This window comes from Streptomyces pluripotens, assembly GCF_000802245.2.
Classification (GTDB): Bacteria; Actinomycetota; Actinomycetes; order Streptomycetales; family Streptomycetaceae; genus Streptomyces; species Streptomyces pluripotens.
Map to the genome: position 1 here is coordinate 6,459,305 of NZ_CP021080.1, position 25,366 is coordinate 6,484,670.

Genomic DNA, 25,366 nt, shown 5'->3' on the forward strand with positions numbered 1-25,366 from the left:
CCTGGTCTGTACCACGACACATCAAGGTGGTGCGGCCCGAGAACGTACGGACACCCGGGCCCGTGGGCCCGGGCGCACCAGGAAGTGGTACCACCCCGTGAGCAAGGACGCCGTGGAATCGGCACAGGCCACCACCCGGTCCCAGACGGCCGGGACGCCCGCGGACGCGGGCGACGCCGGCTACAGCAAGGACCTGAAGGCCCGCCATGTCAACATGATCGCCATCGGCGGAGCCATCGGCACCGGCCTCTTCCTGGGCGCTGGCGGACGCCTGCACGACGCGGGCCCAGCACTCGCCCTGTCCTACCTGGTCTGCGGCGTCTTCGCCTTCTTCGTCGTCCGCGCCCTCGGTGAACTGGTCCTTTACCGCCCCTCCTCCGGCTCCTTCGTGAGCTACGCACGTGAGTTCCTCGGCGAGAAGGGCGCCTACGTCGCCGGCTGGATGTACTTCCTGAACTGGTCGACCACCGGCATCGCGGACATCACTGCGATCGCCCTCTACACGCACTACTGGAGCATGTTCATCAGCACCCCGCAGTGGGTATTGGCGCTGATCGCCCTCGCGGTGGTCCTCGCCGTGAACCTGATCTCGGTGAAGATCTTCGGCGAGATGGAGTTCTGGTTCGCGATCATCAAGGTCGCCACGCTGGTGAGCTTCATGCTGGTCGGTGTCTTCCTGCTCGCCACCCGGCACGACGTGGGCGGCACCAGGCCCGGTCTGGACGTCATCACCAGCAACGGCGGCGTCTTCCCGCACGGCATGATGCCGGTCGTCCTGGTCATGCAGGGTGTGATCTTCGCCTACGCCGCCCTGGAACTGGTCGGTGTCGCCGCTGGCGAAACCGCCGAACCGGAGAAGGTCGTCCCGCGCGCGGTGAACTCGATCATGTGGCGCGTGGGCCTTTTCTACGTCGGCTCGGTGGTGCTGCTCGCGCTGCTGCTGCCCGGTTCGGTGTACTCCGCGGGCCAGAGCCCGTTCGTGACCGTGCTGTCGAAGATCGGCATTCCGGCGGCCGGTGACGTGATGAACCTCGTCGTGCTGACGGCCGCCATGTCCTCGCTGAACTCCGGCCTGTACTCCACCGGACGCATCCTGCGCTCCATGGCCATGGCCGGATCCGCGCCCAGGTTCACCGCCCGCATGAACCGCAGCCAGGTGCCCTACGGCGGCATCCTGCTGACCTGCGCCGTCTGTGTGCTCGGCGTCGGACTCAACTACCTGATGCCCAGCCAGGCCTTCGAGATCGTGCTGAACGTCGCCTCACTCGGCATCATCAGCACCTGGGTGATCATCATGATCTGCCACCTGGTCTTCGTGCGCCGCGCCCGGGCCGGCCTGGTGACGCGACCGCACTTCCGGCTGAAGTTCAGCCCGTTCACCGAAGTCGCCACGATCGTCTTCCTGCTGGTCTGCCTCGGCATGATGGGGGACGACCCCGGCGTCGGCCGCAAGACCCTGCTCCTCATCCCGGTGATCGCCCTCATGCTGGTGGCCGGCTGGTTCGGCGTCCGCAGCCGGATGTCCAGGCAAGCCGACCGGGAGCTGTCCGAACTCACCAAGTAGCCGGTCTGGTGCCAACGGGGCCACTGTCAGTGGCATCGCCTACGGTGGCGCCATGTCGGAGATCAGCTACGTCCGGGGTGACGCCACCGTGCCGTCGGCCAAGGGCACCACAGTGATCGCCCATGTCTGCAACGACATCGGCGGCTGGGGGAAGGGCTCCGTCCGGGCGCTCTCAGCGCGCTGGCCCGAGCCCGAGGCGACCTACCGTGCCTGGCACCGCGACCGTGCGCACAACGACTTCGCGCTGGGGGCGGTCCAACTGGTCCAGGTGGGTCCGCACCTGTGGGTGGCCAACATGATCGGCCAGCACGGGCTCAGGACCGGAAGCGGGGGCGTTCCGGTCCGTTACGAGGCGATCGACACCGCCCTGGGCCGCCTCGCCGGCCATGTGCACGGACTCGGCGCGTCCGTGCACATGCCCCGTATAGGCTGCGGCCTGGCGGGCGGCATCCGGTCCCGTGTCGAGCCGCTCCTCACCGAGCGGCTGGTGAAACGCCACATTGCGGTGACCGTGTACGACCGGGGGGAGGACGGCCGATGACCGGGGCAACCGATGTGCTGGTGCTGGGCGGAGCGGGCGTGGACACCGTCATCCACGTCCCCGGCCTGCCCCTGCCCTACGCCGACAGCTTCCCGGTCGACTCCGGCATCCGCACCCGGGCCGGGCAGACCGGCGATTTCGTCGCGGTCGGCCTGGCCGCGCTCGGCCTGCGCACCCACCACCTCGACCTGCTCGGCGACGATCCCGAGGGCGACCTGGTCCGCGCCCTGCACCGCGAGCACGGCATCACCCTCACCACCTTCCCGCAGCCCGCAGGGACCAGACGGGCGGTCAACCTGGTCGGTCCGGACGGCCGCCGCCAGTCCCTGTACGACACCACACGCGGCCGCCCCGGTGACCGTTTCCCCGAGGCCACGCTGCGCGAGCTGGCCGCCGCGAGCCGGCACGTGCACCTGACCATCACCCCGCCCTGTGCCCGGGCGCTACCGGTGCTGCGGGAGACCGGGGTGCCGCTCTCCACGGACCTGCACGACTGGGACGGTCGGAACCCTTACCACGAACCGTTCGCGTATGCGGCCGACATCGTCTTCCTGTCGGCCGCCGCATTGGCCGAACCCGAGCGGACCATGCGGCGCATCGCCGAGCGGGGCCGAGCCGGGACCGTCGTGGCCACCGCCGGTGCGCGGGGCGCGTACCTGCTGACCGACGGCGAGCTGACCCGGATACCGGCGGCTGCCCCGCCCGCGCCCGTGGTCGACTCCAACGGCGCGGGCGACGCCTTCGCCGCCGCGTTCCTCTACGGCCTGCTCTCCGGTGAGTCGCCAGGGCGATGCGCACGGTACGGCGCGATCGCGGGCGCCCATGCGTGCACCGTCCCGGCCGGCCGAGCGGAGGCGGTGGGCCGGGACGACCTCCTGCGGCGGGCGCACGAGCCAGAGCGGTAGGCGCACCGGGGGCTCGGCCCCCGCGCACGCCACTCGGCGTCCGTGCAGCCGTCTCAGTACCCGTGCCCCACGCCCCCGGCGTCCGTCCGCCGCTCTCAGTGTCCGTGCACGTCGTTGGTGGCCTCGATCGTCCGCCACGACTTCGGCTGGGCGACAGTGGTAGAGGCCGCCGCGAGGGATGCGGTGCGTGCTGCAGGCGCGGCCGGCTTCGACGTGTGGAACAGCCAGGTGTCGAACAGCGCGGACAGGGGCTTGCCGGACACCTGCTCGGCATACCTCCTGAAGTCGGCCACCGAGGCGTTGCCGTATGCGTGCTTCTCCGGCCATCCCTTCAGGATCGTGAAGAACGCCTTGTCGCCGATCTCGTTGCGCAGGGCCTGGATGGCCAGCGCGCCGCGGTCGTAGACGGCGATGTCGAACTGGTTGTCCGGGCCCGGGTCGCCGGGCTTCACGGTCCAGAAGGCGTCGTCGGCCGGGTGCGAGGCGTACACGTAGTCGGCGAGTTCCTGCGTGGTGCCCTCACCCTCGTGCTCGGACCACAGCCACTGCGCGTACCGCGCGAAACCCTCGTTGAGCCAGATGTCCTTCCAGCCCTTGAGCGACACGTCGTCGCCGTACCACTGGTGGGCCAACTCGTGTACGACCACCGAGGTGTTGGAGCCGTTCGCGAACTGCTTGGGGCTGTAGTAGACGCGGGTCTGCGTCTCCAGCGCGTACCCGGTGGTGGTGTCCGGCACGTACCCGCCGGCCGAACCGAACGGATACGGCCCGAAGTAGCCGCTCAGCCAGTCGACGATCTCCCCGGTGCGCTCCACACTCGCCCGTGCCGCCCCGTCGTTGTCGCCGAGGTTCTTGCTGTAGGCGTTGACGACGGGTACGCCGCCCTCGGAGGTGCTGGTGGTGATGTCGAACCTGCCCAGTGCGAGCGTGGCCAGGTAGGTGGCCTGAGGCTTGTTCTGCCTCCAGTTGTAGCGGGTCCAACCCAGCCGCGAACTGGTCGACTGCAGTGTGCCGTTGGAGATGGCTTGCATACCGTCCGGCACGGCCACCGACACGTCGTAGGTGGCCTTGTCGCTCGGATGGTCGTTGCTCGGGAACCACCACCAGGCGGCCTCGGGCTCGTCGGCCGCGACCGCGCCGTCCGGTGTGCGGTGCCAGGTGGTGAAACCGTAGGCAGTCTTCGCGGACGGCACCCCGTGGTAGCGGACGACGACCGACAGTGGAGTGCCCTTGGCGAGCGGAGTCCTCGGGGTGACGACCAGCTCGTGCTGTCCGGAGTGCGCGAAGGCCGCTCGGATCCCGTTGACCCGCACCTCGCTGACGTCCAGCAGGAAGTCCAGGTCGAAGCTGGAGAGGTCCTGCGTGGTCCGCGCCAGGATCGTCGCCGTGCCCCGCAGTTCGTCCGTCGTCGGCTGGTACTTCAGTCTCAGGTCGTAGTGGGAGACGTCGTAGCCGCCGTTGCCGTAGTACGGGTAGTAGGGGTCACCGATACCCGGTGCGCCGGGGGAGTAGCTCGCGGCCGATGCCGGGATCGCCAGCAGGAGGGAGGCCGCCGCCAGTGCGCCCGGCGCGATGATTCTGCGGTGCACGTCAGCTCCAAGTCGTCGGGGCGGGAAGTGCGTTCGGAGACCATTCAGTCCTGGTGACCCTCGAACTGTCCACGGCACCCGCCGTCACACGATCGCCATTCAGCCGAACCGGCCACGCGTCTCCCTGCCGCCCTCTTCTGCAAGGGGGGCGACCGGAGCACCTTGCGCGCGTGCCTCCGGGAGTCGGTGCCGAACGCCCGGGCAGTCCGCCGGCGCCGGACTGGATTCCGGGCGGGGCACAGGGCGGCGACCCGAGGAGAACGTGGCTGATAGGCGGTGCGCGGCCGATTAGGATCGGCGTCCTGATGACTGCCACCCTCGTCGCCAAGAACCTCGCCGCCGGGCACGGCGACCGCTCGCTCTTCTCCGGGCTCGACCTCGTCGTCGCACCCGGAGACGTGATCGGGCTGGTCGGCGCCAACGGCGCGGGCAAGTCCACGCTGCTGCGGATGCTCGCCGGACTCGCCCCCGCTGAGCAGGGCGGACTGCGCCTGTCCCCGCCCAGCGCAACCGTCGGGCATCTGCCCCAGGAACCGGAGCGCAGGCCGGGGGAGACGGTCCGTGCGTTCCTGGCCCGCCGCACCGGCGTCGCCGAGGCGCAGCGCGTGCTGGACGGGGCGACCGGGGCGCTGGTCGAGGGAGCACCCGGCGCCGACGACGCCTACGCATCCGCCCTAGAACGGTGGCTCGGTCTCGGCGGAGCCGACCTAGAGGAACGCGCAGCGGAGGTCGCCGACTCCCTCGGCCTGGTCGTGGACCTGGACCGGCCGATGACCTCACTGTCCGGCGGCCAGGCGGCCCGGGCCGGCCTCGCCTCACTGCTCCTGTCCCGCTACGACGTCTTCCTCCTCGACGAGCCCACCAACGACCTCGACCTCGACGGGTTGGAACGGCTGGAAGCCTTCGTCACCGGCCTGCGCGCGGGCACGGTCGTCGTCAGCCACGACCGCGAGTTCCTCACCCGCACCGTCACCGGAGTCCTCGAACTCGACCTCGCCCAGCAGCGGATCAATCTCTACGGCGGCGGCTACGAGGCCTACCTGGAGGAGCGCGAGGTGGCCCGCAGGCACGCCCGAGAGGACTACGAGGACTACGCCGGGAAGAAGGCCGCCCTCCAGGAACGCGCCCAGGTGCAGCGGGCCTGGATGGACAAGGGCGTGAAGAACGCCCGGCGCAAGGCCGGCAACGACAACGACAAGATCGGCCGCAAGTTCCGCAGCGAGGCCAGTGAGAAGCAGGCGGCCAAGGCCCGGCAGACCCAGCGCATGATCGAGCGTCTGGACGCGGTCGAGGAACCGCGCAAGGAGTGGGAACTGCGCATGGAGATCGCTTCCGCCCCACGCTCGGGCGCGATCGTGGCGACCCTGCGTGATGCCGAGGTCCGGCGCGGCGGTTTCACCTTCGGCCCGGTGTCCCTGCAGATCGAATGGGCGGACCGGATCGCGGTCACCGGGGCCAACGGCGCCGGCAAGTCGACCCTGCTCGGTGCTCTGCTGGGCCGTGTCCCGCTGGACTCGGGGCACGCGGCACTCGGTTCCGGTGTGCTGGTGGGCGAGGTCGACCAGGCCCGCAAGCTGTTCCACGGCCCCGAGACGGTGCTCGAAGCCTTCTGCACGACCGTTCCCGACACCGAGCCGGAGCAGGTGCGTACCCTGCTCGCCAAGTTCGGGCTGAAGTCCGGCCATGTGCTGCGTCCGGCAGCGACCCTCTCTCCGGGTGAGCGTACCCGCGCCGCACTCGCGCTGCTGCAGGGCCGGGGCGTGAACCTCCTCGTGCTGGACGAGCCGACGAACCACCTGGACCTGCCCGCCATCGAACAACTGGAGTCGGCCCTTGACGGGTACGAAGGCACCCTCGTCCTGGTCACCCACGACCGGCGGATGCTGGACGTGGTTCGGGTCACCAGGCGTCTGGAGATGGTGGACGGCAACCTGACGGAGCGCTGACCTCAGCGGGCGGCGGCCTTTGCCGCCGCCCGGCCCGCTTTCGGTGTCCGGGAACATGGGCGCGACCGCCTGACCGTCCGGACACCGGCCCGAGGCCGCGTCGCCCAGGCGCCTGCTCCGGCGGCCCCGGGCCCCGCATGGCGAGGGCCCGGGGCCGGGGGTCAGCGCTTCTTCGGGTCGAGCAGACCTGCGCGGCGCAGGGCGTCGGCCATGGCGCTGTTGGCCGGGGCAGGAGCCTGCCGGCCGCCCCGGTCACCGCCCCGGCCGCCGCCCGCACGGCCCTGCCGTTGTCCCTGGCCGCCCTGGCGCTGCTGGGGCGGGCGGGTGCCGCGCTGCTGCCGTCCACCGCCCTGTGCCTGCGGGCCGGCTTCGTCGTCCAGCCGCAAGGTCAGTGCGATCCGCTTGCGCGGGATGTCCACGTCGAGGACCTTCACCTTGACGATGTCGCCCGGCTTCACGACGTCCCGCGGGTCCTTGACGAACGTCTTCGACATCGCCGAGACGTGCACCAACCCGTCCTGGTGGACGCCGACGTCCACGAACGCGCCGAAGGCGGCCACGTTCGTGACCACCCCCTCCAGGACCATCCCCGCAGACAGGTCGGAGATCTTCTCCACACCCTCCTTGAAGGTGGCCGTCCTGAAGGCGGGACGCGGGTCGCGCCCCGGCTTCTCCAGTTCCTTCAGGATGTCGGTGACGGTCGGCAGGCCGAAGGTGTCGTCCACGAAGTCGGCAGGCCGCAGCGAGCGCAGCACCGCCGTGTTGCCGATCAGCGAGGCCACCTCCTGGCCCGAGGTCTTCACCATGCTGCGCACCACCGGATAGGCCTCCGGATGCACGCTGGAGGCGTCCAGCGGGTCGTCGCCGCCCCGGATGCGCAGGAAGCCCGCGCACTGCTCGTACGCCTTCGGGCCGAGCCGCGCCACCTTCCTCAGCGCCGAACGCGAGGCGAACGGGCCGTTCGAGTCCCGATGCGCCACGATGTTCTCGGCGAGGGAGGCGGAGATGCCCGACACCCGTGAAAGCAGCGGCACTGAGGCGGTGTTGACGTCCACGCCGACACCGTTGACGCAGTCCTCGACCACTGCGTCCAGCGAGCGGGACAGCTTCGTCTCGGACAGGTCGTGCTGGTACTGGCCCACCCCGATGGACTTCGGGTCGATCTTCACCAGCTCGGCCAGCGGGTCCTGCAACCGTCGGGCGATGGAGACCGCACCGCGCAGCGAGACGTCCATGCCGGGCAGTTCCTGTGAGGCGTACTGCGATGCCGAGTACACGGAGGCACCCGCCTCGGACACCATCACCTTGGTGAGCTTCAGCTCCGGGTGCCGGGCGATCAGCTCACCCGCGAGCTTGTCGGTCTCGCGGGACGCCGTGCCGTTGCCGATCGCGACCAGTTCGACCGCGTGCTGCTTGGCGAGTCCGGCCAGCTTGGTGATCGCCTCGTCCCACTTGTTGGCCGGGACATGCGGATAGATCACGTCCGTAGCGACGACCTTGCCGGTGGTGTCGGCCACGGCCACCTTCACTCCCGTACGGAAGCCGGGGTCCAGCCCGAGTGTCGCCCGCGTACCGGCCGGGGCGGCCAGCAGCAGGTCGCGCAGGTTCGCGGCGAAGACGTTCACCGCCTCGTCTTCCGCCGCCGTACGCAACCGCAGACGCAGGTCGATGCCGAGGTGGACCAGGATGCGCGTGCGCCAGGCCCAGCGGACCGTGTCCGTCAGCCACTTGTCGGCGGGACGGCCCCGGTCGGTGATCTGGAACCGGCGTGCGACGATCCCCTCGTACGACGACGGCACTGGCCCGGACCCGGCGGATTCGGCGGGTTCCTCCGGCTCCAGGACCAGGTCCAAGACCTCTTCCTTCTCACCGCGCAGTATCGCCAGCACGCGGTGCGAGGGCAGCTCGGTGAACGGCTCGGCGAAGTCGAAGTAGTCGGCGAACTTCGCGCCTGCCGCCTCCTTGCCCTCCCGCACCTTCGCGACCAGTCGCCCTCGCCCCCACATGCGCTCGCGCAGCTCGCCGATCAGGTCGGCGTCCTCGGAGAACCGCTCGGTGAGGATCGCCCGCGCGCCCTCCAGCGCGGCCTGCGGGTCCGTGACCCCCTTGTCGGCGTCCACGAATGCGGCAGCGGCGGCCAGCGGCTCGACCGTCGGGTCGCCCAGCAGACCCTCGGCGAGCGGTTCCAGGCCCGCTTCACGCGCGACCTGGGCCTTGGTGCGCCGCTTGGGCTTGTAAGGGAGGTAGACGTCCTCCAGACGCGCCTTGGTCTCGGCGCCCCGGATACGGGCCTCCAACTCCTCGGTGAGCTTGCCCTGCTCGCGCACCGACTCCAGAATCGCGGTCCGCCGCTCCTCCAGCTCCCGCAGGTAGCGTAGCCGCTCCTCGATCGTGCGCAGCTGGGCGTCGTCGAGCAGCTCGGTCGCTTCCTTGCGGTAGCGGGCGATGAAGGGCACCGTCGAACCGCTGTCGAGCAGTTCCACCGCGGCCTTCACCTGCCGCTCCCGTACGCCGAGTTCCTCGGCGATCCTGCCTTCGATGGACCCTACTTCGATGGATCCGGGTGTCGTCACGATCCCGTACCGCCTTCTCCACTGAGGTTGCGCGGCAATTGTGGCAGGTGGCGCGGACAACTGGGGATCAGGGCGGCCCGGCGAGCCCCGTGGCGGGCTCGGTTCCTGGGGGCCGGACCGGACGCGCCGCCGGACAGCGGCGCCCGGCTCCGGGCACCTCCTCGCCGGACCTCACGGACCCAGCCGCGTCCTTCGGGGAACGTCATGCTCCCGCTCCTTCGGGGTACGTCATGCTCCATGTGAAGTGCGGCTGCCTGCGCTCAAGGAACGCAGCGACGCCCTCCATCGTGTCGCAGTTGTCGCGTCCCTGCTCCGCCCAGTGCGCGTCCCGGTCGGTCCGGCCGTTCGCGAACTCCTTCGCCGCCGCCTGGGTCAGTTGGGAACGGGCCGTCAGGATCCGGGTCAGATCGCCGACCCTCTTGTCCAGTTCGCCCTCCGGTAGCACCTCGTCCACGAGCCCGGTGCGCAACGCGCGACCAGCGTCGATCAACTCGGCGCTGAACAACAGATACTTGGCCGCCGACGGACCTACGAGCGAGGCCAGCCGCCGGGTGGAGGACGCGGGGTAGACGAGGCCCAGCCGCGCCGGCGTCACCCCGAACTGCGCCCCCTCCTCCGCCAGCCGCAGGTCGCAGGCGGCCGCGAGCTGCGCGCCGCCGCCGACACAGTGCCCGCGTACCGCGGCGAGGGAAGGTTTGGGGAACGCGGCCAGAGCCTCCTCGGCGGCCACCGACAGCTGCTGCGCCTGCTGTGGAGACTCCCGCAGCGTGGTGATGTCCGCACCCGCGCAGAAGGTCCCGCCTTCCCCGGTCAGCACCAGCGCCCGCACACCCGGGTCGCTCGCGAACCGCTCCAGCAGCGGCGGCAAGGCCCGCCACATCGCGGCCGTCATGGCGTTGCGCTTGGCCGGATGGCGGATGACTACGGTGGCCACGGAGTCGGTGATCCGGTGCGACAGCTGAGGCTCCATGCGCGGGATGGTATCGGCAGGTCCGCCGCGGGATGGGACGGGGGGAACCGGGAGCAGGGCACGTCCCGCGGGCAAGATCACCGGCAGGGGCCGGGTGCCGCCTGCTGCACGGAACCACCGACGGAAAGAGACAGGAACGGTCCTCCATGTGACCGTGTCATGCACAGTCGGCCGGAAAGCGTCGATACCTGGTGACTTCTGTTCAGGCATTCGGGGCCGAGGGGATCGTTACCAACACTCGACGTGTGGTGACAATCGAGCGCGAGGGTGGAGACCGAACGATGGACAACCACGGGCGCGGGGGAGACCCGCGCCCAGCGGGGGGCGCCCAGCGGCCGCCCGAACCACTACCGTACGAGGGCGTCTGGCGATTTACCGCCGCAGCCGTGGACTCTTCGGTCCCGCAGGCCCGGCGCGCGGTACGGGACCTGCTGGTGCGCCAGGGCGTACCGGCCTCCGACGAGTTGGTGCACGGCCTGCTGTTGATCGTCTCCGAGCTGGTCACCAACGTGGTCAAACACGCGGCGCTGTTGTCGCCCATGCTGGCCGTGGAGGTCGCCGTCGGAGCCGAGTGGGTACGGGTGTCCGTCGAGGACAACCACCCCTACCGTCCGACCGCCCTGGAAGCCGACCACGGCCGGACCGGGGGCCGGGGCCTGCTCCTGGTCCGTGAGGTGGCCCGGGAGGCGGGCGGAACGGTCGACGTGGAGCACACGGCGAGCGGTGGCAAGGTGATCTGGGCCGCTCTTCCGCTCAAGCCCGCAACACGCCGCTAACGCGGGGACCGGGCCGCCCGGACACCGTCGTACCGCCCGGTTGCGAGCCGACCCTGACACGGGCCGGGCCCGGGCTCACACCCGGATTCCGGCCGGGGCGCGACGGGCCCCAGGACGTGCCAGGAGCCGCTCACCAGCCCGCGGAGCGGCCGGTGAGCTCCCTGATGGCCGGACGGGCCGCGTCCAGGACGGTCATGAACCAGGTTGAGAAGGGGTCCCGGCCATGCCGTTCCCCCAACTCGGCGGCCGTCACGAAGGCGGTCGAGGCGATCTCCTCAGGGTCCGGTGCGAGCGGCGCTTGGACCAGGCCGACGAACAAGTGGTTGTACTCCTGCTCCACCAGGCCCGAGACCGGGTCCGGGTGGTTGTACCGGACGGTCCCCGCCTCCGCCAAGAGAGAGGGGGACACCCCCAACTCCTCGTGCGTGCGACGGGCCGCCGCCGCGAACGGCGCCTCGCCGGGGTAGGGGTGGCCGCAGCAGGTGTTGGACCACACGCCGGGGGAGTGGTACTTGCCCAGCGCCCGCTGCTGGAGCAGGAGCCGGCCCTGTTCGTCGAAGAGGAACACCGAGAACGCCCGGTGCAACTGGCCCGGTGGCTGATGGGCGGCGAGCTTCTCCGCCGTACCGGTCGTCACACCCTTCTCGTCGACCAGTTCCAGCAAAATCGCCTCTGCGGTGCCGTTGGACGAGCTGTGCGTCGCGGTGGCAGGTGTGATCGGCATACCCATCCTTCGCCTAGGTCTTCGCACCCCAAGTCTGCCGTACGAATCCGGCACTCCCGGCACTTCCCGGCACGACCGCGCGCGGCGCGGCACCGGAAGCGGGGCCCGGTGGGTCATCGTGCCCGGTGTCCGCCGCCCGGAACCGCTCACCGGTGTCGCACGCGGATGCGGACGGCGGCGGCCACCGGTCAGTGACACAGCCGAGCCTCGTGCTCCGCGTGCCCGCCCGGCTCCAACTGGAAGGTGCAGTGCTCCACGTCGAAGTGGTCGCCCAGACAGCCCTGGAGCTCGTGCAGCATCTTCTCGTGGCCGATGGCGTTGAGCGCGTCGGGACCGACCACCACGTGCGCGGACAGTACGGGCATCCCGGAAGTGATCGTCCAGGCGTGCAGATCGTGGACGTCCTCCACACCGTCCAGCGCCAGGATGTGCGCTCGGACCTCCGTCATGTCCACGTCCTTGGGGGCCGCCTCCAGCAGTACGTTCAGCGTCTCGCGCAGCAGCTTCAACGTCCGGGGCACGATCATCAGCCCGATGACCAGCGAGGCGATCGGGTCGGCGGCCTGCCAGCCGGTGGTCAGGATCACCGCCGCCGAGACCAACACCGCCACCGAGCCCAGTGCGTCCGCGGCCACCTCCAGGAAGGCGCCGCGCACGTTCAGGCTCTCCTTCTGCCCGCGCATCAACAAAGTGAGCGAGACCATGTTCGCGACGAGGCCGATCAGGCCGAACACGATCATCTGCCCGCCATGGGTGTCCGCAGGAGTGACGAACCGCTCGATCGCCTCGTAGAGGACGTATCCGCCGACGCCGAGCAGCAACAGACAGTTGGCCAACGCGGCGAGGATCTCGGCGCGGGCGTAGCCGAAGGTGCGGTTGGTGCTCGGTGGGCGGCTGGCGAAGTGAATCGCGAGCAGCGCCATGCCGAGCCCCAGCGCGTCGGTCGCCATGTGTGCCGCGTCCGCGATCAGTGCGAGCGAGTCCGCGACCACGCCGCCGACGATCTCGACCAGCATCACCGTGAGGGTGATGCCCAGCGCGATGCGCAGCCGCCCTCGGTACGCAGCCGTGGCCGTACCCGTGGTCGGCGCGTGGGAGTGCGCGTGCCCGTGGTCGTGCCCTGCCCCCATGACTACCGCCCTTCGTGTGCCGTCAGCGCAGCCAGTGAACTACGGGTGGGGGGTATCCGGCAACGCGGCACTGAACACCGTTGTCATGTGCCCTGACCTGCGGAAACGAATCGCAGGTCAGAGACTTCCGGCTCGCCACCCCGGTGCAACTGTCAGCCCCCGCCAGGCCGAGGCGACCATCCCGCACTCCGCGCCGTGCCCGCCAGCCCAGCATCCGCGCGGCCGGCTCCGCCGAATCGGCACGACGCTCTCCTGGCAGCGTCCCTGACCCGCACCACACGCGCCCCGATGGATCCGGCTCCGCCGGTGACCAGCCACGTCATAGCCGTCAACCCGATGCCGACCGGCCGCCGTGTCCCGGATGCCCGGGTCTGCGACCGCGGTTTGTGGGCCGGGCCCCGCATCACCCATGATGATCGCGGCAAAGTCCCGGGCAGCCGCCGTGGGCCTGTCCATGAACGGCCGGTGAACACGGGCTTCAGTGCATCCGGTAGCCTTCGCCGACATGCCGCCCGGGTGCCGCAGGCAGGGGCGTCCCACCACGCAGAAGACCGGCGTCAGCGCGTCGGCACCCAGGGAGTGAGTTCGGTTGCCGACCGCCATCGTCACCGGTCAACAGGTTCCCGGATCGTCGCTTGAGAACGATCTGCGGTCGCTCGGCTTCGACGTGCGGCTGGCCGCGGACGCCACCGAGGCCCAGGTCCTGCTCTCCGCCGTACCGGCCGGCGACCGCGTGGCACTGGTGGACGGTCGTTTCGTCGGCCACCCGCATGCGCTCCGCCTCGGTCTGACCGACCCGCGTTTCCCGCTCGCCGCCGTCCCCGGTGCCGTCACGGCCCAGCCGGCCGCGCGACCGGCACTGGCCCGGGCGGTGGCGTGCGGGACCTCCACCGGCGGTGGGACGGCGGTGGCCGTCGACAGCCTCGCCGACCGCGTCGTCGCCGCTCTCGTCGCCGACGGCGGCGATGTGCACCGGCCCGAGTTGGGCAGCCTGGTCGCCGCAGTCCCCGCCGACCCGCAGACCCGCAACGAGGCTCGTCAGGCTGTGGCCGCCGTGGACGACGAGGCCGTACGCCTGAAGTCGGCCGTGAAGTCCCGCGACGGCTTCTTCACCACGTTCTTCATCAGCCCGTACTCGCGCTACCTCGCCCGCTGGTGCGCCCGCCGTGGCCTGACCCCCAACCAGGTCACCACGGCGTCGCTGGTGACCGCTCTCATCGCGGCCGGCTGCGCGGCCACCGGCACACGGGGCGGTTTCATCGCGGCCGGTGCGCTGCTGATCGCCTCCTTCGTGCTGGACTGCACCGACGGCCAGCTCGCCCGCTACGCCCTGAAGTACTCCACACTCGGCGCCTGGCTGGACGCCACCTTCGACCGGGCCAAGGAGTACGCCTACTATGCCGGTCTCGCCCTCGGCGCGGCCCGCGGCGGCGACGACGTGTGGGCCCTCGCGCTCGGCGCGATGATCCTGCAGACCTGTCGGCACGTGGTCGACTTCTCCTTCAACGAGGCGAACACCGGGGACCTTGCGGCCACCGCCAGCACCAGTCCCACCGCCGCCCTGTCCGACAGGCTCGACACCGTCGGTTGGACGGTCTGGGCACGCCGGATGATCGTCCTGCCCATCGGCGAGCGCTGGGCCATGATCGCGGTCCTCACCGCCGTGACCACCCCCCGCATCACCTTCTACGCCCTGCTCGTCGGCTGTGCCTTCGCCGCGGCGTACACCACGGCGGGCCGGGTGCTGCGCTCGGTGACCCGCCGGACCGGGCGAACCGACCGGGCGGCGCGGGCGCTGGCAGATCTCGCCGACTCCGGTCCGCTCGCCGAGACCGTCAAGGGCCTGGTCAAGCGAGGCCTGCCGGGTCTCGCCGTGCCCGCCGTCGCCTTCGTGGGCGGAGCCGCCGTCGTGGTCTGCTCGGCACTGACGGACTTCGGCGGTGTGCTCCCCGTCATCGCCACCCTCGGCTACGTCCTCACTTCGGCCCTCGCCGTCGCCCGCCCCCTCACGGGCGCCCTCGACTGGCTGGTTCCGCCCTGTTTCCGGGCCGCCGAGTACGGCACCGTCCTCGCCCTCGCGGCCAACGCGGGGGTGAACGGGGCCCTTCCCGCGGCTTTCGGCCTGGTGGCGGCCGTCGCCTACCATCACTACGACACGGTGTACCGCATCCGCGGGAACGCCGGAGCGCCCCCGGCCTGGCTGGTGCGCACCATCGGGGGGCACGAAGGGCGGACGGTGCTCGTCACCGTGCTGGCCGCGGTGCTCACCGCCCCGCAGTTCACGGTCGCGCTCACGGTCCTCGCCGTGGCCGTTGCCCTCCTGGTGCTCACCGAGAGCATCCGCTTCTGGGTGGCCGCCCACCAGGGCGGCGCGCCCGCCGTACACGATGAAGGAGAACCCGCATGATCGGCCTTGTGCTGGCGGCTGGCGCCGGACGGCGTCTGCGCCCCTACACCGACACCCTGCCCAAGGCTCTGGTGCCGGTGGGCCCCGCGGGCGTGGAGGGTGAGCCGACGGTCCTGGACCTGACCCTCGCCAACTTCGCCGAGATCGGGCTGACCGAGGTCGCGGTCATCGTCGGTTACCGCAAGGAGGCCGTGTACGAGCGCAAGGCGGCGCTGGAGGCGGAGTACGGACTCAAGCTCACCCTCATCGACAACGACAAGGCTGAGGAGTGGAACAACGCCTACTCCCTGTGGTGCGGCCGTGATGCCCTCAAGGACGGTGTGATCCTCGCCAACGGCGACACCGTGCACCCGGTCTCCGTCGAGAAGACGCTGCTCGCCGCCCGTGGCGAGGGCCGGCGGGTCATCCTCGCCCTCGACACCGTGAAGTCGCTGGCCGACGAGGAGATGAAGGTCGTCGTGGACCCCGAGAAGGGTGTCCGGAAGATCACCAAGCTGATGGACCCGGCCGAGGCGACCGGCGAGTACATCGGCGTCACGTTGATCGAGGGCGACGCTGCCGCGGAGTTGGTCGACGCGTTGCGGACGGTCTGGGAGGCCGACCCCCAGCAGTTCTACGAGCACGGTTACCAGGAGCTGGTCAACCGCGGTTTCCGGATCGACGTCGCGCCGATCGGTGACGTTCAGTGGGTGGAGATCGACAACCACGACGACCTCGCTCGCGGACGGGAGATCGCGTGCCAGTACTGACCCGGCTGATCCCGTCGCCGGTCGTCGTGGACATCCGCCCGGGTGCCCTCGACGACCTCGCGGGCATCCTCGCCGACGAGCGGATCTCCCACTCCGGCCGGCTCGCCATCGCCGTCAGCGGCGGCTCGGGCGCCCGGCTGCGCGAGCGCGTCGCACCCTCGCTGCCCGGCGCCAGCTGGTTCGAGGTCGGCGGCGGCACCATCGACGACGCGGTGCGCCTGGCCGGCGACATCAAGGGCGGCCACTACGACGCCGTCGTGGGCCTCGGCGGCGGAAAGATCATCGACTGCGCCAAGTTCGCGGCGGCCCGTGTCGGCCTGCCGCTGGTCGCCGTCGCCACCAACCTCGCCCACGACGGCCTGTGCTCGCCGGTCGCCACCCTCGACAACGACGCGGGCCGCGGCTCGTACGGCGTGCCCAATCCGATCGCGGTCGTCATCGACCTGGGCGTGATCCGGGAGGCGCCGGTCCGCTACGTGCGCTCCGGCATCGGCGACGTCATCTCCAACATCTCCGCCGTCGCCGACTGGGAACTGTCCAAGCGCGTCAACGGAGAGAAGATCGACGGTCTCGCCGCCGCCATGGCCCGCCAGGCTGGAGAGTCGGTGCTGCGGCACCCGGGCGGAGTCGGCGACGACGGATTCCTGCAGGTCCTGGCCGAGGCACTGGTGCTCACCGGCATCTCGATGAGCGTGTCGGGCGACTCCCGCCCGTCCTCCGGGGCCTGCCACGAGATCAACCACGCCTTCGACCTGCTCTACCCGAAGCGGGCCGCGGCCCACGGTGAGCAGTGCGGACTGGGCGCCGCCTTCGCGATGTACCTGCGCGGAGCGCACGAGGAGTCGGCGTACATGGCCGAGGTGCTGCGCCGTCACGGACTGCCGGTGCTGCCGGAGGAGATCGGCTTCACCGTGGACGAGTTCGTCCGGGCCGTGGAATTCGCCCCGGAGACCCGTCCCGGCCGCTACACGATCCTCGAACACCTCGACCTCAAGACGAACCAGATCAAGGACATCTACGCCGACTATGTCAAGGCCATCGGTAGCTGAACTCCGTCCGGTCGTCCACCCCGTCGGGGTGAAGGACCGACGCAGCGGTGAGCACTGGGCGGGACGCCTCTACATGCGTGAGGTGTCCCTGCGCGTCGACCGCTACCTGGTGAACACCAAGGTTACGCCCAACCAGCTCACGTACCTGATGACCGTCTGTGGTGTGCTCGCGTGCCCGGCCCTGCTGGTGCCGGGCATCGCGGGCGCCGTGCTCGGTGTGCTGGCCACCCAGCTGTACCTGCTGCTGGACTGCGTCGATGGTGAGGTCGCCCGCTGGAAACAGCAGTATTCGCTCAGCGGGGTCTACCTGGACCGTGTGGGCGCCTACCTGACCGATGCCGCGGTGCTGGTCGGCCTCGGTCTGCGCGCCACCGGCCTGTGGGGCAGCGGCGGCACCGACTGGCTGTGGGCGTTCCTCGGCACCCTCGCCGCCCTCGGCGCCATCCTCATCAAGGCCGAGACCGACCTGGTGGGCGTCGCTCGCCACCAGGCCGGGAAGCCCCCGGTGCAGGAGGCGGCCTCCGAACCGCGCTCCTCCGGCATGGCATTGGCCCGCCGGGCCGCCTCGGCGCTGAAGTTCCACCGCCTGATCCTCGGCATCGAGGCGGCACTGCTGATCCTGGTCCTGGCGATCGCCGACCAGATCCACGGCGGACTGTTCTTCACCCGGCTCGGCACCGCCGTTCTCGCCGGCATCGCCCTGCTGCAGACCTTGCTGCACCTGGTGTCCATCCTCGCCTCCAGCAGGCTGCGGTGAGCGCGGCCATGCGTGTCGGCGTGGTCGTCATCACCATGGGCAACCGGCCCGGGGAATTGCGAGCGCTGCTCGACTCCGTCGCCAAACAGGACGGCGACCCGATCGAAGTGGTCGTCGTCGGCAACGGTTCACCCGTCCCGGACGTCCCCGAAGGCGTACGGACCGTGGAACTGCCCGAGAACCTGGGCATCCCCGGCGGCCGCAACGTCGGCATGGCGGAGTTCGGCCCCGGCGGAAGCGACGTCGACATCCTGCTGTTCCTCGACGACGACGGTCTGCTCGCCCGCCACGACACCGCCGAGCTGTGCCGGGAGGCCTTCGCGGCCGACCCCGCGCTGGGCATCATCAGCTTCCGCATCGCCGACCCCGAGACCGGTGGGACCCAGCGTCGGCACGTGCCCCGGCTGCGTGCCTCCGATCCGCTGCGCTCCTCCCGGGTCACCACCTTCCTGGGCGGTGCCAACGCCGTACGCACCCGGGTCCTCGCCGAGGTCGGTGGACTCCCGGACGAGTTCTTCTACGCCCACGAGGAAACCGACCTGGCGTGGCGCGCCCTCGACGCGGGTTGGATGATCGACTACCGGTCGGACATGGTGTTGTACCACCCGGCCACCGCGCCCTCGCGGCACGCGGTCTACCACCGCATGGTGGCCCGCAACCGGGTCTGGCTCGCGCGCCGCAACCTCCCCGCGCTCCTGGTCCCGGTCTACCTCGGGGTCTGGATGCTACTCACCCTGGTCCGCCGTCCCTCCGGGCCTGCTCTCAAGGCGTGGTTCGGGGGTTTCAAGGAGGGCTGGACAACACCGTGCGGGCCCCGGCGCCCGATGCGCTGGCGTACGGTGTGGCGGCTGACCCGACTGGGCCGTCCGCCCGTCATCTGACAAGCTCGACCCGACGGATCACGGCCGTCGAACCGTCGTGAACCGTGTTCGGAGACGAGGCGGTGTCCGGGCGGACGAACCCGAAGACGAACCCGAGGATGAAAGTTTCCACCTGTGAGTGAGACCACGCACGACGGCACGGTCGCGGTGACCGCCGCCCCGCCGCCCGCCGAGGGACTGGCGGCGGCCGAGTTGGCCGCCCGGCACGGGCTCTCCGTGAGCGGCGCCCGGCCCTCGCTCGTGGAGTACATCCGTCAGCTGTGGGGGCGGCGCCATTTCATCCTGGCCTTCTCCCAGGCGAAGCTGACGGCGCAGTACAGCCAGGCCAAGCTCGGCCAGCTCTGGCAGGTGGCCACGCCGCTGTTGAACGCGGCCGTCTACTACTTCATCTTCGGACTGATCCTCAAGGCCAGCCGGGGGATGTCCCACGATGTGTACATCCCGTTCCTGGTCACCGGCGTCTTTGTCTTCACCTTCACACAGAGCTCGATCATGTCGGGCGTCCGCGCGATCTCCGGCAACCTCGGCCTGGTGCGGGCCCTGCACTTCCCGCGCGCCTCGCTGCCCATCTCCTTCTCGCTGCAGCAGCTCCAGCAACTGCTGTTCTCGATGGTCGTGATGTTCGTCGTCACGATCGGTTTCGGTAGCTACCCCAGCCTGTCCTGGCTGCTGATCGTGCCCGTGCTGACGCTGCAGTTCCTGTTCAACACCGGGCTCGCGCTGATCGTGGCCCGCATGGGTGCCAAGACGCCGGACCTCGCCCAGCTGATGCCGTTCATCCTGCGTACCTGGATGTACACCTCCGGCGTCATGTTCTCGATCCACAAGATGCTGGAGGGACGTTCCGAGTGGGTCGTCCGCCTGCTCCAGGCGAATCCGGCCGCGATCTACATGGACCTGATGCGGTTCGCGCTGATCGACGGCTACGGCGCCGAGAACCTGCCGCCACACGTGTGGGCCATGGCGCTGTTCTGGGCCGTGGCCGTCTTCGCCGGTGGCTTCGTGTACTTCTGGAAGGCGGAGGAGCGGTACGGCCGTGGCTGAGCAGAACACCGGCGAGCGTCGCCCGACGGTCATCGCGGAAGACCTGCACATCGTCTACCGGGTCAACGGCGCCCGGACCGGCAAGGGCAGCGCGACGGCCGCCCTGAGCCGGATCCTGAAGCGGGGCTCCGACGACGCGGCCCGCGGGGTGCGCAAGGTGCACGCCGTACGCGGAGTCTCCTTCGTGGCCTACCGCGGCGAGGCCATCGGTCTGATCGGCTCCAACGGCTCCGGCAAATCCACTCTGCTGCGTGCCATCGCCGGTCTGCTGCCACCGGAGCGGGGCAAGGTCTACACCGACGGCCAGCCTTCCCTGCTGGGGGTCAACGCGGCCCTGATGAACGACCTGACCGGTGAGCGGAACGTTATCCTGGGCGGTCTGGCCATGGGGATGTCCCGGGAGCAGATCAAGGAGCGCTACCAGGCCATCGTCGACTTCTCGGGCATCAACGAGAAGGGTGACTTCATCACGCTGCCGATGCGCACCTACTCCTCCGGCATGGCCGCCCGGTTGCGGTTCTCCATCGCCGCCGCCAAAGACCACGACGTCCTGATGATCGATGAGGCCCTGGCCACCGGTGACCGCAAGTTCCAGAAGCGCTCGGAAGAACGTATCCGGGAACTGCGCAAGGAGGCCGGAACGGTGTTTCTGGTCAGCCACAACAACAAGTCGATCCGCGACACCTGCGACCGCGTGCTGTGGCTGGAGCGCGGTGAACTGCGGATGGACGGACCGACCTCAGAGGTCCTGAAGGAATACGAGAAGTTCACGGGCAAGTAACCCGTTTCGGCCAAGGTCCCGCGGGGAGTCCGGTGGCGGCGTCCCGCGGCTGCGGAGGAAACGCCAACTACGGCTGGCGTTAGGAATCTTGGGGCCAATCGGTGTGTTGTTGTGATGCGCGGGACACCCCGGCGGTCCGCGTCGCGTTATACAACGTAGGCTGTACCGGTGCCGGAAAGCGGCAAGTGGGGCCATAATGCGCGACACCCTCCAACGGGGCGGCCCCATGCATTGCCGGGCGGCGTGTCCGAAATAGTGTGTATTGGGTCGGCAGTGTAGAACGGGAGATGTGACGGCAATGGCTACGGAAACTCCCCAGCTCAATGCAGCATGTGCCGTCCTCGTCCCGGGCAGTACACGATGACGGCCACCGACACGGCGCAGCACCTCGAGCGTGCCACGCAGCGGGCGACGCTGGACAAGGCCGCGAGCGAGAACTTCCCCGTGGCCCCGTTCTTCCTGCCCGGTGAATGGCGCGACGACCTTATGGCCGTCTATGGCTTCGCCCGCCTCGTGGATGACATCGGCGACGGCGACCTCGCCCCCGGCGGTGCCGACGCCCACCTGCTCGGTGTGTCCCCGGCCGAGGCCGTGGACCGCCTGGTCCTCCTTGATGCCTTCGAGGCCGACCTGCGCCGGGTCTACGACGGCACCCCGCGCCATCCGCTGCTGCGCCGCCTGCAGCCCACCGTCCGCCGCTGTCGCATCGGCCCGGAACCGTTCCTCGGGCTGATCGCCGCCAACCGCCAGGACCAGCTCGTCACCCGGTACGAGACCTACGACGACCTCCTCGCCTACTGCGAGCTGTCCGCCAACCCCGTGGGTCGTCTCGTGCTGGCCGTCACCGGCACCTCGACCCCCGAGCGGATCCGGCTCTCCGACACGATCTGCACCGCCCTGCAGATCGTCGAACACCTCCAGGACGTCGCAGAGGACCTCGGCCGCGACCGGATCTATCTGCCCGCCGAGGACATGAAGCGCTTCCACGTCCAGGAAACGGATCTCTCCGCGAAAACCGCGGGCGCGTCGGTGCGTGCCCTGGTTGCATACGAAGCACAACGCGCCCGCGATCTGCTGAATGAAGGCGCCCCCCTTGTGGGTAGCGTCCACGGCAGGTTGAAGCTGCTACTCGCAGGGTTCGTGGCGGGGGGGAGAGCGGCGATCCGGGCGATCGCCGCTGCCGAATACGACGTACTTTCCGGCCCGCCCAGACCCGGCAAGGTCCAGTTGCTGCGTGAGGCGGGCGTGATCCTGCGAGGAGAGGGGTGAAACGGACCGTGGAATCTCCGCCGCAGGTGTCCGCGCCGGTACTCGCCGCCTACAGCTACTGCGAGACCGTCACCGGGCAGCAGGCCCGCAACTTCGCGTACGGCATCCGGCTGCTGCCGACGCCGAAGCGCCGCGCCATGTCGGCGTTGTACGCGTTCTCCCGGCGCGTGGACGACATCGGTGACGGCGACCTGCCCGACGAGGTCAAGTTGGCGCGCCTTGAGGACACCCGGGCGCTGCTCGCCCGGGTCCGCTCGGGCGAAGTCGAGGAGGACGACACCGATCCGGTGGCCGTCGCCCTCGCCCATGCGGCGAACGCCTTCCCGATCCCGCTCGGCGGCCTGGACGAGCTGATCGACGGCGTCCAGATGGACGCGCGCGGGGAGACCTACGAGACCTGGGACGACCTGAAGGTCTACTGCCGGTGCGTGGCCGGTGCCATCGGCCGCCTCTCGCTCGGCGTGTTCGGCACCGAACCCGGGGCGCGCGGTGCCGACCGGGCAGCCGAGTACGCCGACACGCTCGGTTTGGCGCTGCAGCTCACCAACATCCTCAGGGACGTCCGCGAGGACGCCGCGGGCGGTCGCACCTACCTGCCCGCGAACGATCTCGCCAAGTTCGGCTGCTCGGCCGGGTTCGACGGTCCTGTGCCGCCGGAGGGTTCGGACTTCGCGGGCCTGGTGCACTTCGAAGTACGGCGCGCCCGTGCTCTTTTCGCCGAGGGCTACCGGCTGCTGCCCCTGCTCGACCGGCGCAGCGGCGCGTGCGTAGCCGCCATGGCAGGCATCTACCGCCGGCTTCTGGACCGCATCGAGCGCGATCCGGAGGCGGTGCTGCGCGGCCGGGTCTCACTGCCCGGGCACGAGAAGGCCTATGTCGCCGTGCGCGGCCTGTCCGGCCTCGACACCCGGTACGTCACCCGCCAGGGCACCGGGCGTCCCGTCAGGAGGCGCGCCTGATGGACCATGTGGCCCAACGCCACCGCACCGACGGAACGTGGTACGCAACCCTCCGCCACGGCGTGGCGTCACTGACTGCGACGGCCGGGCGTGCACGGTTCATCCAGCACGCCCGGCACGCACGGAAGGACGCACGATGAGCGACGGCTCACGCTCCGCGCAGCCCTACGGTGGCTCCCCGCCCGCGGCGGGCCGCAGCGCCGTCGTGGTCGGCGGCGGGCTCGCCGGCATCACCGCGGCGCTCGGGCTCGCCGACGCGGGCGTCCGGGTCACCCTGCTCGAAGGCAGGCCCCGGCTGGGCGGCCTCGCGTGCTCCTTCCGCCGCGGTGACCTCACCGTCGACAACGGCCAGCACGTGTACCTGCGCTGTTGCACCGCCTACCGTTGGTTCCTCGATCGGATCGGGGGCACCTCGCTGGCGCCGATCCAGGACCGTCTGGACGTGCCCGTCGTCGATGTCGCCAAGCCCGAGGGCAGGCGGCTCGGCCGGCTGCGACGCGATCCCTTGCCCGTCCCCCTCCACCTGGGGCGGAGTCTGGCCGCCTATCCGCACCTCTCGCTCGCCGAGCGCGCCGCAGTAGGGCGGGCCGCGCTCGCCCTACAGGGACTCGACCTCGGCGATCCGGCCCTGGACGGCCAGGACTTCGGCGGCTGGTTGGCCGCGCACGGCCAGTCGGCACGTGCCGTCGAGGCCCTGTGGGACCTGGTCGGGGTCGCCACCCTCAACGCGGTCGCGGGCGACGTTTCGCTGGCCCTCGCCGCGATGGTGTTCAAGACCGGTCTGCTGTCCGCCCCGGGCGCGGCGGACATCGGCTGGGCCCGAGTCCCGCTGGGCGAACTGCACGACCGGCTGGCCCGCAAGGAGCTCGACTCCGCGGGCGTGCGCACCGAGGTCCGTACACGCGTCACCTCCGTCTCTGTCAACGAAAACGGGAGCTGGGACGTTCAGGTTCCCTCAGGGACGCTGCACAGCGATGCCGTCGTCCTTGCCGTGCCCCAGCGTGAGGCTCACGGTCTGCTGCCGGCCGGCGCCCTCGATGTGCCCGGACGGCTACTGAGGATCGGCACCGCGCCGATCCTCAACGTCCACGTCGTCTATGACCGCAAGGTGCTCGCGCGACCCTTCTTCGCGGCCCTGGGGACCCCCGTGCAGTGGGTGTTCGACCGCACCGGCGCCTCCGGGCTGCGCACCGGCCAGTATCTGGCGCTGTCCCAGTCGGCCGCGCAGGACGAGATCGACATGCCGGTCGCGGAACTCCGCCGCCGCTATCTAGCTGAGTTGGAACGACTGATTCCGGGCACCCGTGGCGCCGTGGTGGAAGACTTCTTCGTGACCCGGGAGCGGACCGCCACGTTCGCCCCCGCCCCCGGTGTCGGGCGGCTGCGGCCCGGCGCCCGCACCAAGGCACCCGGCCTGTACCTGGCCGGAGCGTGGACCGCCACCGGATGGCCCGCGACCATGGAGAGCGCGGTCCGCAGCGGAGTGAGCGCGGCCGACGCCGCGTTGAGCGCCCTCGGCCAGCCCCGCCCCCGCCATCTCTTCGAGTTCGAGGAGGCGGCCTGATGCCCGGTCGGCGCGGGGCAGGCCCCCGCACCCCCGGTACCGCAACAAGAGGAGAGACTGTGCCCACTGTGCCCCCGGCCTCGACGCCCGCTTCCAGGGCCGCGGTGGACGTCACCGCGCTGCTGGAACGCGGCCGGACCCTGGCGACACCGGTCCTGCGTGCGGCTGTCGACCGTCTGGCGCCTCCCATGGACACCGTCGCCGCCTACCACTTCGGCTGGATCGACGCCGCCGGCAACCCCGCCGACGGTGACGGAGGCAAGGCCGTCCGCCCCGCGCTCGCGGTGCTCTCCGCGGAGGTCGCCGGCGCCGCACCCGCGACGGGTGTCCCCGGCGCCGTCGCTGTGGAACTCGTCCACAACTTCTCGCTGCTGCACGACGATCTGATGGACGGTGACGAGCAGCGCCGGCACCGTGACACCGTCTGGAAGGTACACGGTCCCGCCCAGGCCATCCTGGTCGGCGACGCCCTGTTCGCCCTCGCGGGCGAGGTGCTGCTGGAACTCGGCACCACTGAAGCCGGCCGCGCCGCCCGTCGGCTGACCTCCGCCACCCGTGCCCTGATCGACGGCCAGGCACAGGACATCTCCTACGAGCACCGAGACCGGGTCAGCGTCGAGGAGTGCCTGGAGATGGAGGGCAACAAGACCGGCGCGCTGCTCGCCTGTGCCTCCTCCATCGGTGCGGTGCTCGGCGGCGCGGATGACGCCACGGCCGACGCGCTGGAGAAGTACGGCTACCACCTCGGCCTCGCGTTCCAGGCGGTGGACGACCTCCTCGGCATCTGGGGCGACCCGGAGGCCACCGGCAAGCAGACCTGGAGCGATCTGCGCCAGCGCAAGAAGTCCCTGCCGGTGGTGGCCGCGCTCGCGGCGCAGGGGTCGGCGTCGGAACGGCTCGGCGAGATCCTTGCGGCGGACGCCAAGAGCACCGAGTTCGAGAACTTCTCCGAGGAGGAGTTCGCGGCCCGTGCCGCCCTCATCGAGGAGGCGGGCGGCCGCACGTGGACGGCCGGGGAAGCACGCCGTCAGTACGCCATTGCCATCGAAGCCCTTGACGCCGTCGACATGCCCGGCCGGGTACGGGACTCCTTCACGGCGCTCGCCGACTTCGTCGTCGTACGGAAGAGATGATCATTATCGGCCGAACGAGCCTCGCGTAGTCGCCGGCCGGTGTCACCGGACACAG

General features: G+C 70.4%; 22 protein-coding genes. 17 read left to right on the forward strand and 5 right to left on the reverse strand.

Annotated elements, in window-relative coordinates; all coding sequences use genetic code 11:
- Positions 1-97: 97 nt before the first annotated feature.
- From LK06_RS28635 to LK06_RS28645, 3 genes are read left to right on the forward strand one after another with little or no spacing between them, the layout of a single operon-like run.
- Positions 98-1,564 (forward strand): amino acid permease, encoded by a 1,467-nt coding sequence (locus LK06_RS28635; protein ID WP_043404826.1) that lies wholly within the window; start codon positions 98-100, stop codon positions 1,562-1,564.
- Between the two features lie 52 nt (positions 1,565-1,616).
- Positions 1,617-2,105, forward strand: coding sequence for a macro domain-containing protein (locus LK06_RS28640; protein WP_039655433.1), 489 nt, complete (start codon positions 1,617-1,619; stop codon positions 2,103-2,105).
- Entirely contained in the window at positions 2,102-3,010 is a 909-nt protein-coding gene (locus LK06_RS28645; protein ID WP_039655434.1) for a PfkB family carbohydrate kinase, read from the forward strand. The genes LK06_RS28640 and LK06_RS28645 overlap by 4 nt, the downstream gene beginning before the upstream one ends.
- Positions 3,011-3,105: 95 nt before the next feature.
- On the opposite strand, the gene LK06_RS28650 is transcribed toward LK06_RS28645, so the two are convergent.
- Positions 3,106-4,599: a M1 family metallopeptidase gene (locus LK06_RS28650; RefSeq protein ID WP_039655435.1), complete on the reverse strand. Its 1,494-nt coding sequence runs from the start codon at positions 4,597-4,599 to the stop codon at positions 3,106-3,108.
- A 305-nt stretch (positions 4,600-4,904) separates the two neighbouring features.
- Here LK06_RS28650 and LK06_RS28655 point away from each other — a divergent pair, with 305 nt between their 5' ends.
- The gene (locus LK06_RS28655) at positions 4,905-6,545 is read left to right on the forward strand and encodes an ABC-F family ATP-binding cassette domain-containing protein (RefSeq protein WP_043434573.1); all 1,641 of its coding nucleotides are present in this window, start codon (positions 4,905-4,907) and stop codon (positions 6,543-6,545) included.
- Between the two features lie 161 nt (positions 6,546-6,706).
- Here LK06_RS28655 and LK06_RS28660 read toward each other — a convergent pair whose 3' ends face one another.
- Positions 6,707-9,118: a Tex family protein gene (locus tag LK06_RS28660; RefSeq protein ID WP_039655437.1), complete on the reverse strand. Its 2,412-nt coding sequence runs from the start codon at positions 9,116-9,118 to the stop codon at positions 6,707-6,709.
- 202 nt (positions 9,119-9,320) lie between these two features.
- A complete protein-coding gene (locus tag LK06_RS28665; RefSeq protein WP_039655438.1) occupies positions 9,321-10,088 on the reverse strand; it encodes an enoyl-CoA hydratase/isomerase family protein in 768 nt (255 codons plus the stop codon).
- A gap of 281 nt (positions 10,089-10,369) precedes the next feature.
- Between LK06_RS28665 and LK06_RS28670 the strand changes: the two genes are divergently transcribed.
- Positions 10,370-10,864: an ATP-binding protein gene (locus LK06_RS28670; protein ID WP_078858990.1), complete on the forward strand. Its 495-nt coding sequence runs from the start codon at positions 10,370-10,372 to the stop codon at positions 10,862-10,864.
- A 130-nt stretch (positions 10,865-10,994) separates the two neighbouring features.
- Here the strand turns inward: LK06_RS28670 and idi are convergent, their stop codons facing one another.
- Positions 10,995-11,588, reverse strand: a complete 594-nt coding sequence (gene idi, locus LK06_RS28675; protein WP_039655440.1) for an isopentenyl-diphosphate Delta-isomerase — start codon at positions 11,586-11,588, stop codon at positions 10,995-10,997.
- Positions 11,589-11,776: 188 nt separating this feature from the next.
- Positions 11,777-12,718: a cation diffusion facilitator family transporter gene (locus LK06_RS28680; RefSeq protein ID WP_039655441.1), complete on the reverse strand. Its 942-nt coding sequence runs from the start codon at positions 12,716-12,718 to the stop codon at positions 11,777-11,779.
- 589 nt (positions 12,719-13,307) lie between these two features.
- Here LK06_RS28680 and LK06_RS28685 point away from each other — a divergent pair.
- The 12 genes from LK06_RS28685 (at position 13,308) to LK06_RS28735 (ending at position 25,311) form a co-directional block, all read left to right on the forward strand.
- Positions 13,308-15,125 (forward strand): DUF5941 domain-containing protein, encoded by a 1,818-nt coding sequence (locus LK06_RS28685; RefSeq protein WP_043434577.1) that lies wholly within the window; start codon positions 13,308-13,310, stop codon positions 15,123-15,125.
- Positions 15,122-15,874: a phosphocholine cytidylyltransferase family protein gene (locus LK06_RS28690; RefSeq protein WP_039655443.1), complete on the forward strand. Its 753-nt coding sequence runs from the start codon at positions 15,122-15,124 to the stop codon at positions 15,872-15,874. The genes LK06_RS28685 and LK06_RS28690 overlap by 4 nt, the downstream gene beginning before the upstream one ends.
- On the forward strand, positions 15,862-16,923 hold the full coding sequence (locus tag LK06_RS28695) for an iron-containing alcohol dehydrogenase family protein (protein ID WP_039655444.1): 1,062 nt from the start codon (positions 15,862-15,864) through the stop codon (positions 16,921-16,923). Before LK06_RS28690 ends, LK06_RS28695 begins: the two co-directional genes overlap by 13 nt.
- Complete coding sequence (locus tag LK06_RS28700) at positions 16,901-17,680, forward strand: CDP-alcohol phosphatidyltransferase family protein (RefSeq protein WP_071659295.1); 780 nt, start codon at positions 16,901-16,903, stop codon at positions 17,678-17,680. Before LK06_RS28695 ends, LK06_RS28700 begins: the two co-directional genes overlap by 23 nt.
- Positions 17,681-17,688: 8 nt before the next feature.
- Positions 17,689-18,561 carry a glycosyltransferase family 2 protein gene (locus tag LK06_RS28705; protein WP_039655446.1) on the forward strand — a complete coding sequence of 291 codons (873 nt, stop codon included), beginning with the start codon at positions 17,689-17,691 and terminating at the stop codon, positions 18,559-18,561.
- 114 nt (positions 18,562-18,675) lie between these two features.
- Positions 18,676-19,605, forward strand: a complete 930-nt coding sequence (locus LK06_RS28710; RefSeq protein WP_039655447.1) for an ABC transporter permease — start codon at positions 18,676-18,678, stop codon at positions 19,603-19,605.
- A complete protein-coding gene (locus tag LK06_RS28715) occupies positions 19,598-20,386 on the forward strand; it encodes an ABC transporter ATP-binding protein (RefSeq protein ID WP_039655448.1) in 789 nt (262 codons plus the stop codon). Before LK06_RS28710 ends, LK06_RS28715 begins: the two co-directional genes overlap by 8 nt.
- A gap of 360 nt (positions 20,387-20,746) precedes the next feature.
- Complete coding sequence (hpnC, locus tag LK06_RS28720; protein WP_039655449.1) at positions 20,747-21,655, forward strand: squalene synthase HpnC; 909 nt, start codon at positions 20,747-20,749, stop codon at positions 21,653-21,655.
- Positions 21,652-22,614, forward strand: coding sequence for a presqualene diphosphate synthase HpnD (gene hpnD, locus LK06_RS28725; RefSeq protein ID WP_039655450.1), 963 nt, complete (start codon positions 21,652-21,654; stop codon positions 22,612-22,614). Before hpnC ends, hpnD begins: the two co-directional genes overlap by 4 nt.
- Positions 22,614-22,754 (forward strand): DUF6380 family protein, encoded by a 141-nt coding sequence (locus tag LK06_RS35355; RefSeq protein ID WP_374208192.1) that lies wholly within the window; start codon positions 22,614-22,616, stop codon positions 22,752-22,754. Before hpnD ends, LK06_RS35355 begins: the two co-directional genes overlap by 1 nt.
- Positions 22,751-24,178 carry a hydroxysqualene dehydroxylase HpnE gene (gene hpnE, locus LK06_RS28730; RefSeq protein ID WP_039655451.1) on the forward strand — a complete coding sequence of 476 codons (1,428 nt, stop codon included), beginning with the start codon at positions 22,751-22,753 and terminating at the stop codon, positions 24,176-24,178. Before LK06_RS35355 ends, hpnE begins: the two co-directional genes overlap by 4 nt.
- Complete coding sequence (locus tag LK06_RS28735; protein WP_071659293.1) at positions 24,178-25,311, forward strand: polyprenyl synthetase family protein; 1,134 nt, start codon at positions 24,178-24,180, stop codon at positions 25,309-25,311. The genes hpnE and LK06_RS28735 overlap by 1 nt, the downstream gene beginning before the upstream one ends.
- Positions 25,312-25,366: the final 55 nt, after the last annotated feature.

Coding starts and splice junctions, on each gene's coding strand:
- LK06_RS28640 (WP_039655433.1), top strand. CDS start 1,617: ATGTCGGAGATCAGCTACGTCCGGGGTGACGCCACCGTGCCGTCGGCC.
- LK06_RS28645 (WP_039655434.1), top strand. CDS start 2,102: ATGACCGGGGCAACCGATGTGCTGGTGCTGGGCGGAGCGGGCGTGGAC.
- LK06_RS28655 (WP_043434573.1), top strand. CDS start 4,905: ATGACTGCCACCCTCGTCGCCAAGAACCTCGCCGCCGGGCACGGCGAC.
- LK06_RS28665 (WP_039655438.1), bottom strand. CDS start 10,088: ATGGAGCCTCAGCTGTCGCACCGGATCACCGACTCCGTGGCCACCGTA.
- LK06_RS28670 (WP_078858990.1), top strand. CDS start 10,370: ATGGACAACCACGGGCGCGGGGGAGACCCGCGCCCAGCGGGGGGCGCC.
- idi (WP_039655440.1), bottom strand. CDS start 11,588: ATGCCGATCACACCTGCCACCGCGACGCACAGCTCGTCCAACGGCACC.
- LK06_RS28680 (WP_039655441.1), bottom strand. CDS start 12,718: ATGGGGGCAGGGCACGACCACGGGCACGCGCACTCCCACGCGCCGACC.
- LK06_RS28690 (WP_039655443.1), top strand. CDS start 15,122: ATGATCGGCCTTGTGCTGGCGGCTGGCGCCGGACGGCGTCTGCGCCCC.
- LK06_RS28700 (WP_071659295.1), top strand. CDS start 16,901: ATGTCAAGGCCATCGGTAGCTGAACTCCGTCCGGTCGTCCACCCCGTC.
- LK06_RS28705 (WP_039655446.1), top strand. CDS start 17,689: ATGCGTGTCGGCGTGGTCGTCATCACCATGGGCAACCGGCCCGGGGAA.
- hpnC (WP_039655449.1), top strand. CDS start 20,747: ATGACGGCCACCGACACGGCGCAGCACCTCGAGCGTGCCACGCAGCGG.
- LK06_RS35355 (WP_374208192.1), top strand. CDS start 22,614: ATGGACCATGTGGCCCAACGCCACCGCACCGACGGAACGTGGTACGCA.
- hpnE (WP_039655451.1), top strand. CDS start 22,751: ATGAGCGACGGCTCACGCTCCGCGCAGCCCTACGGTGGCTCCCCGCCC.
- LK06_RS28735 (WP_071659293.1), top strand. CDS start 24,178: ATGCCCGGTCGGCGCGGGGCAGGCCCCCGCACCCCCGGTACCGCAACA.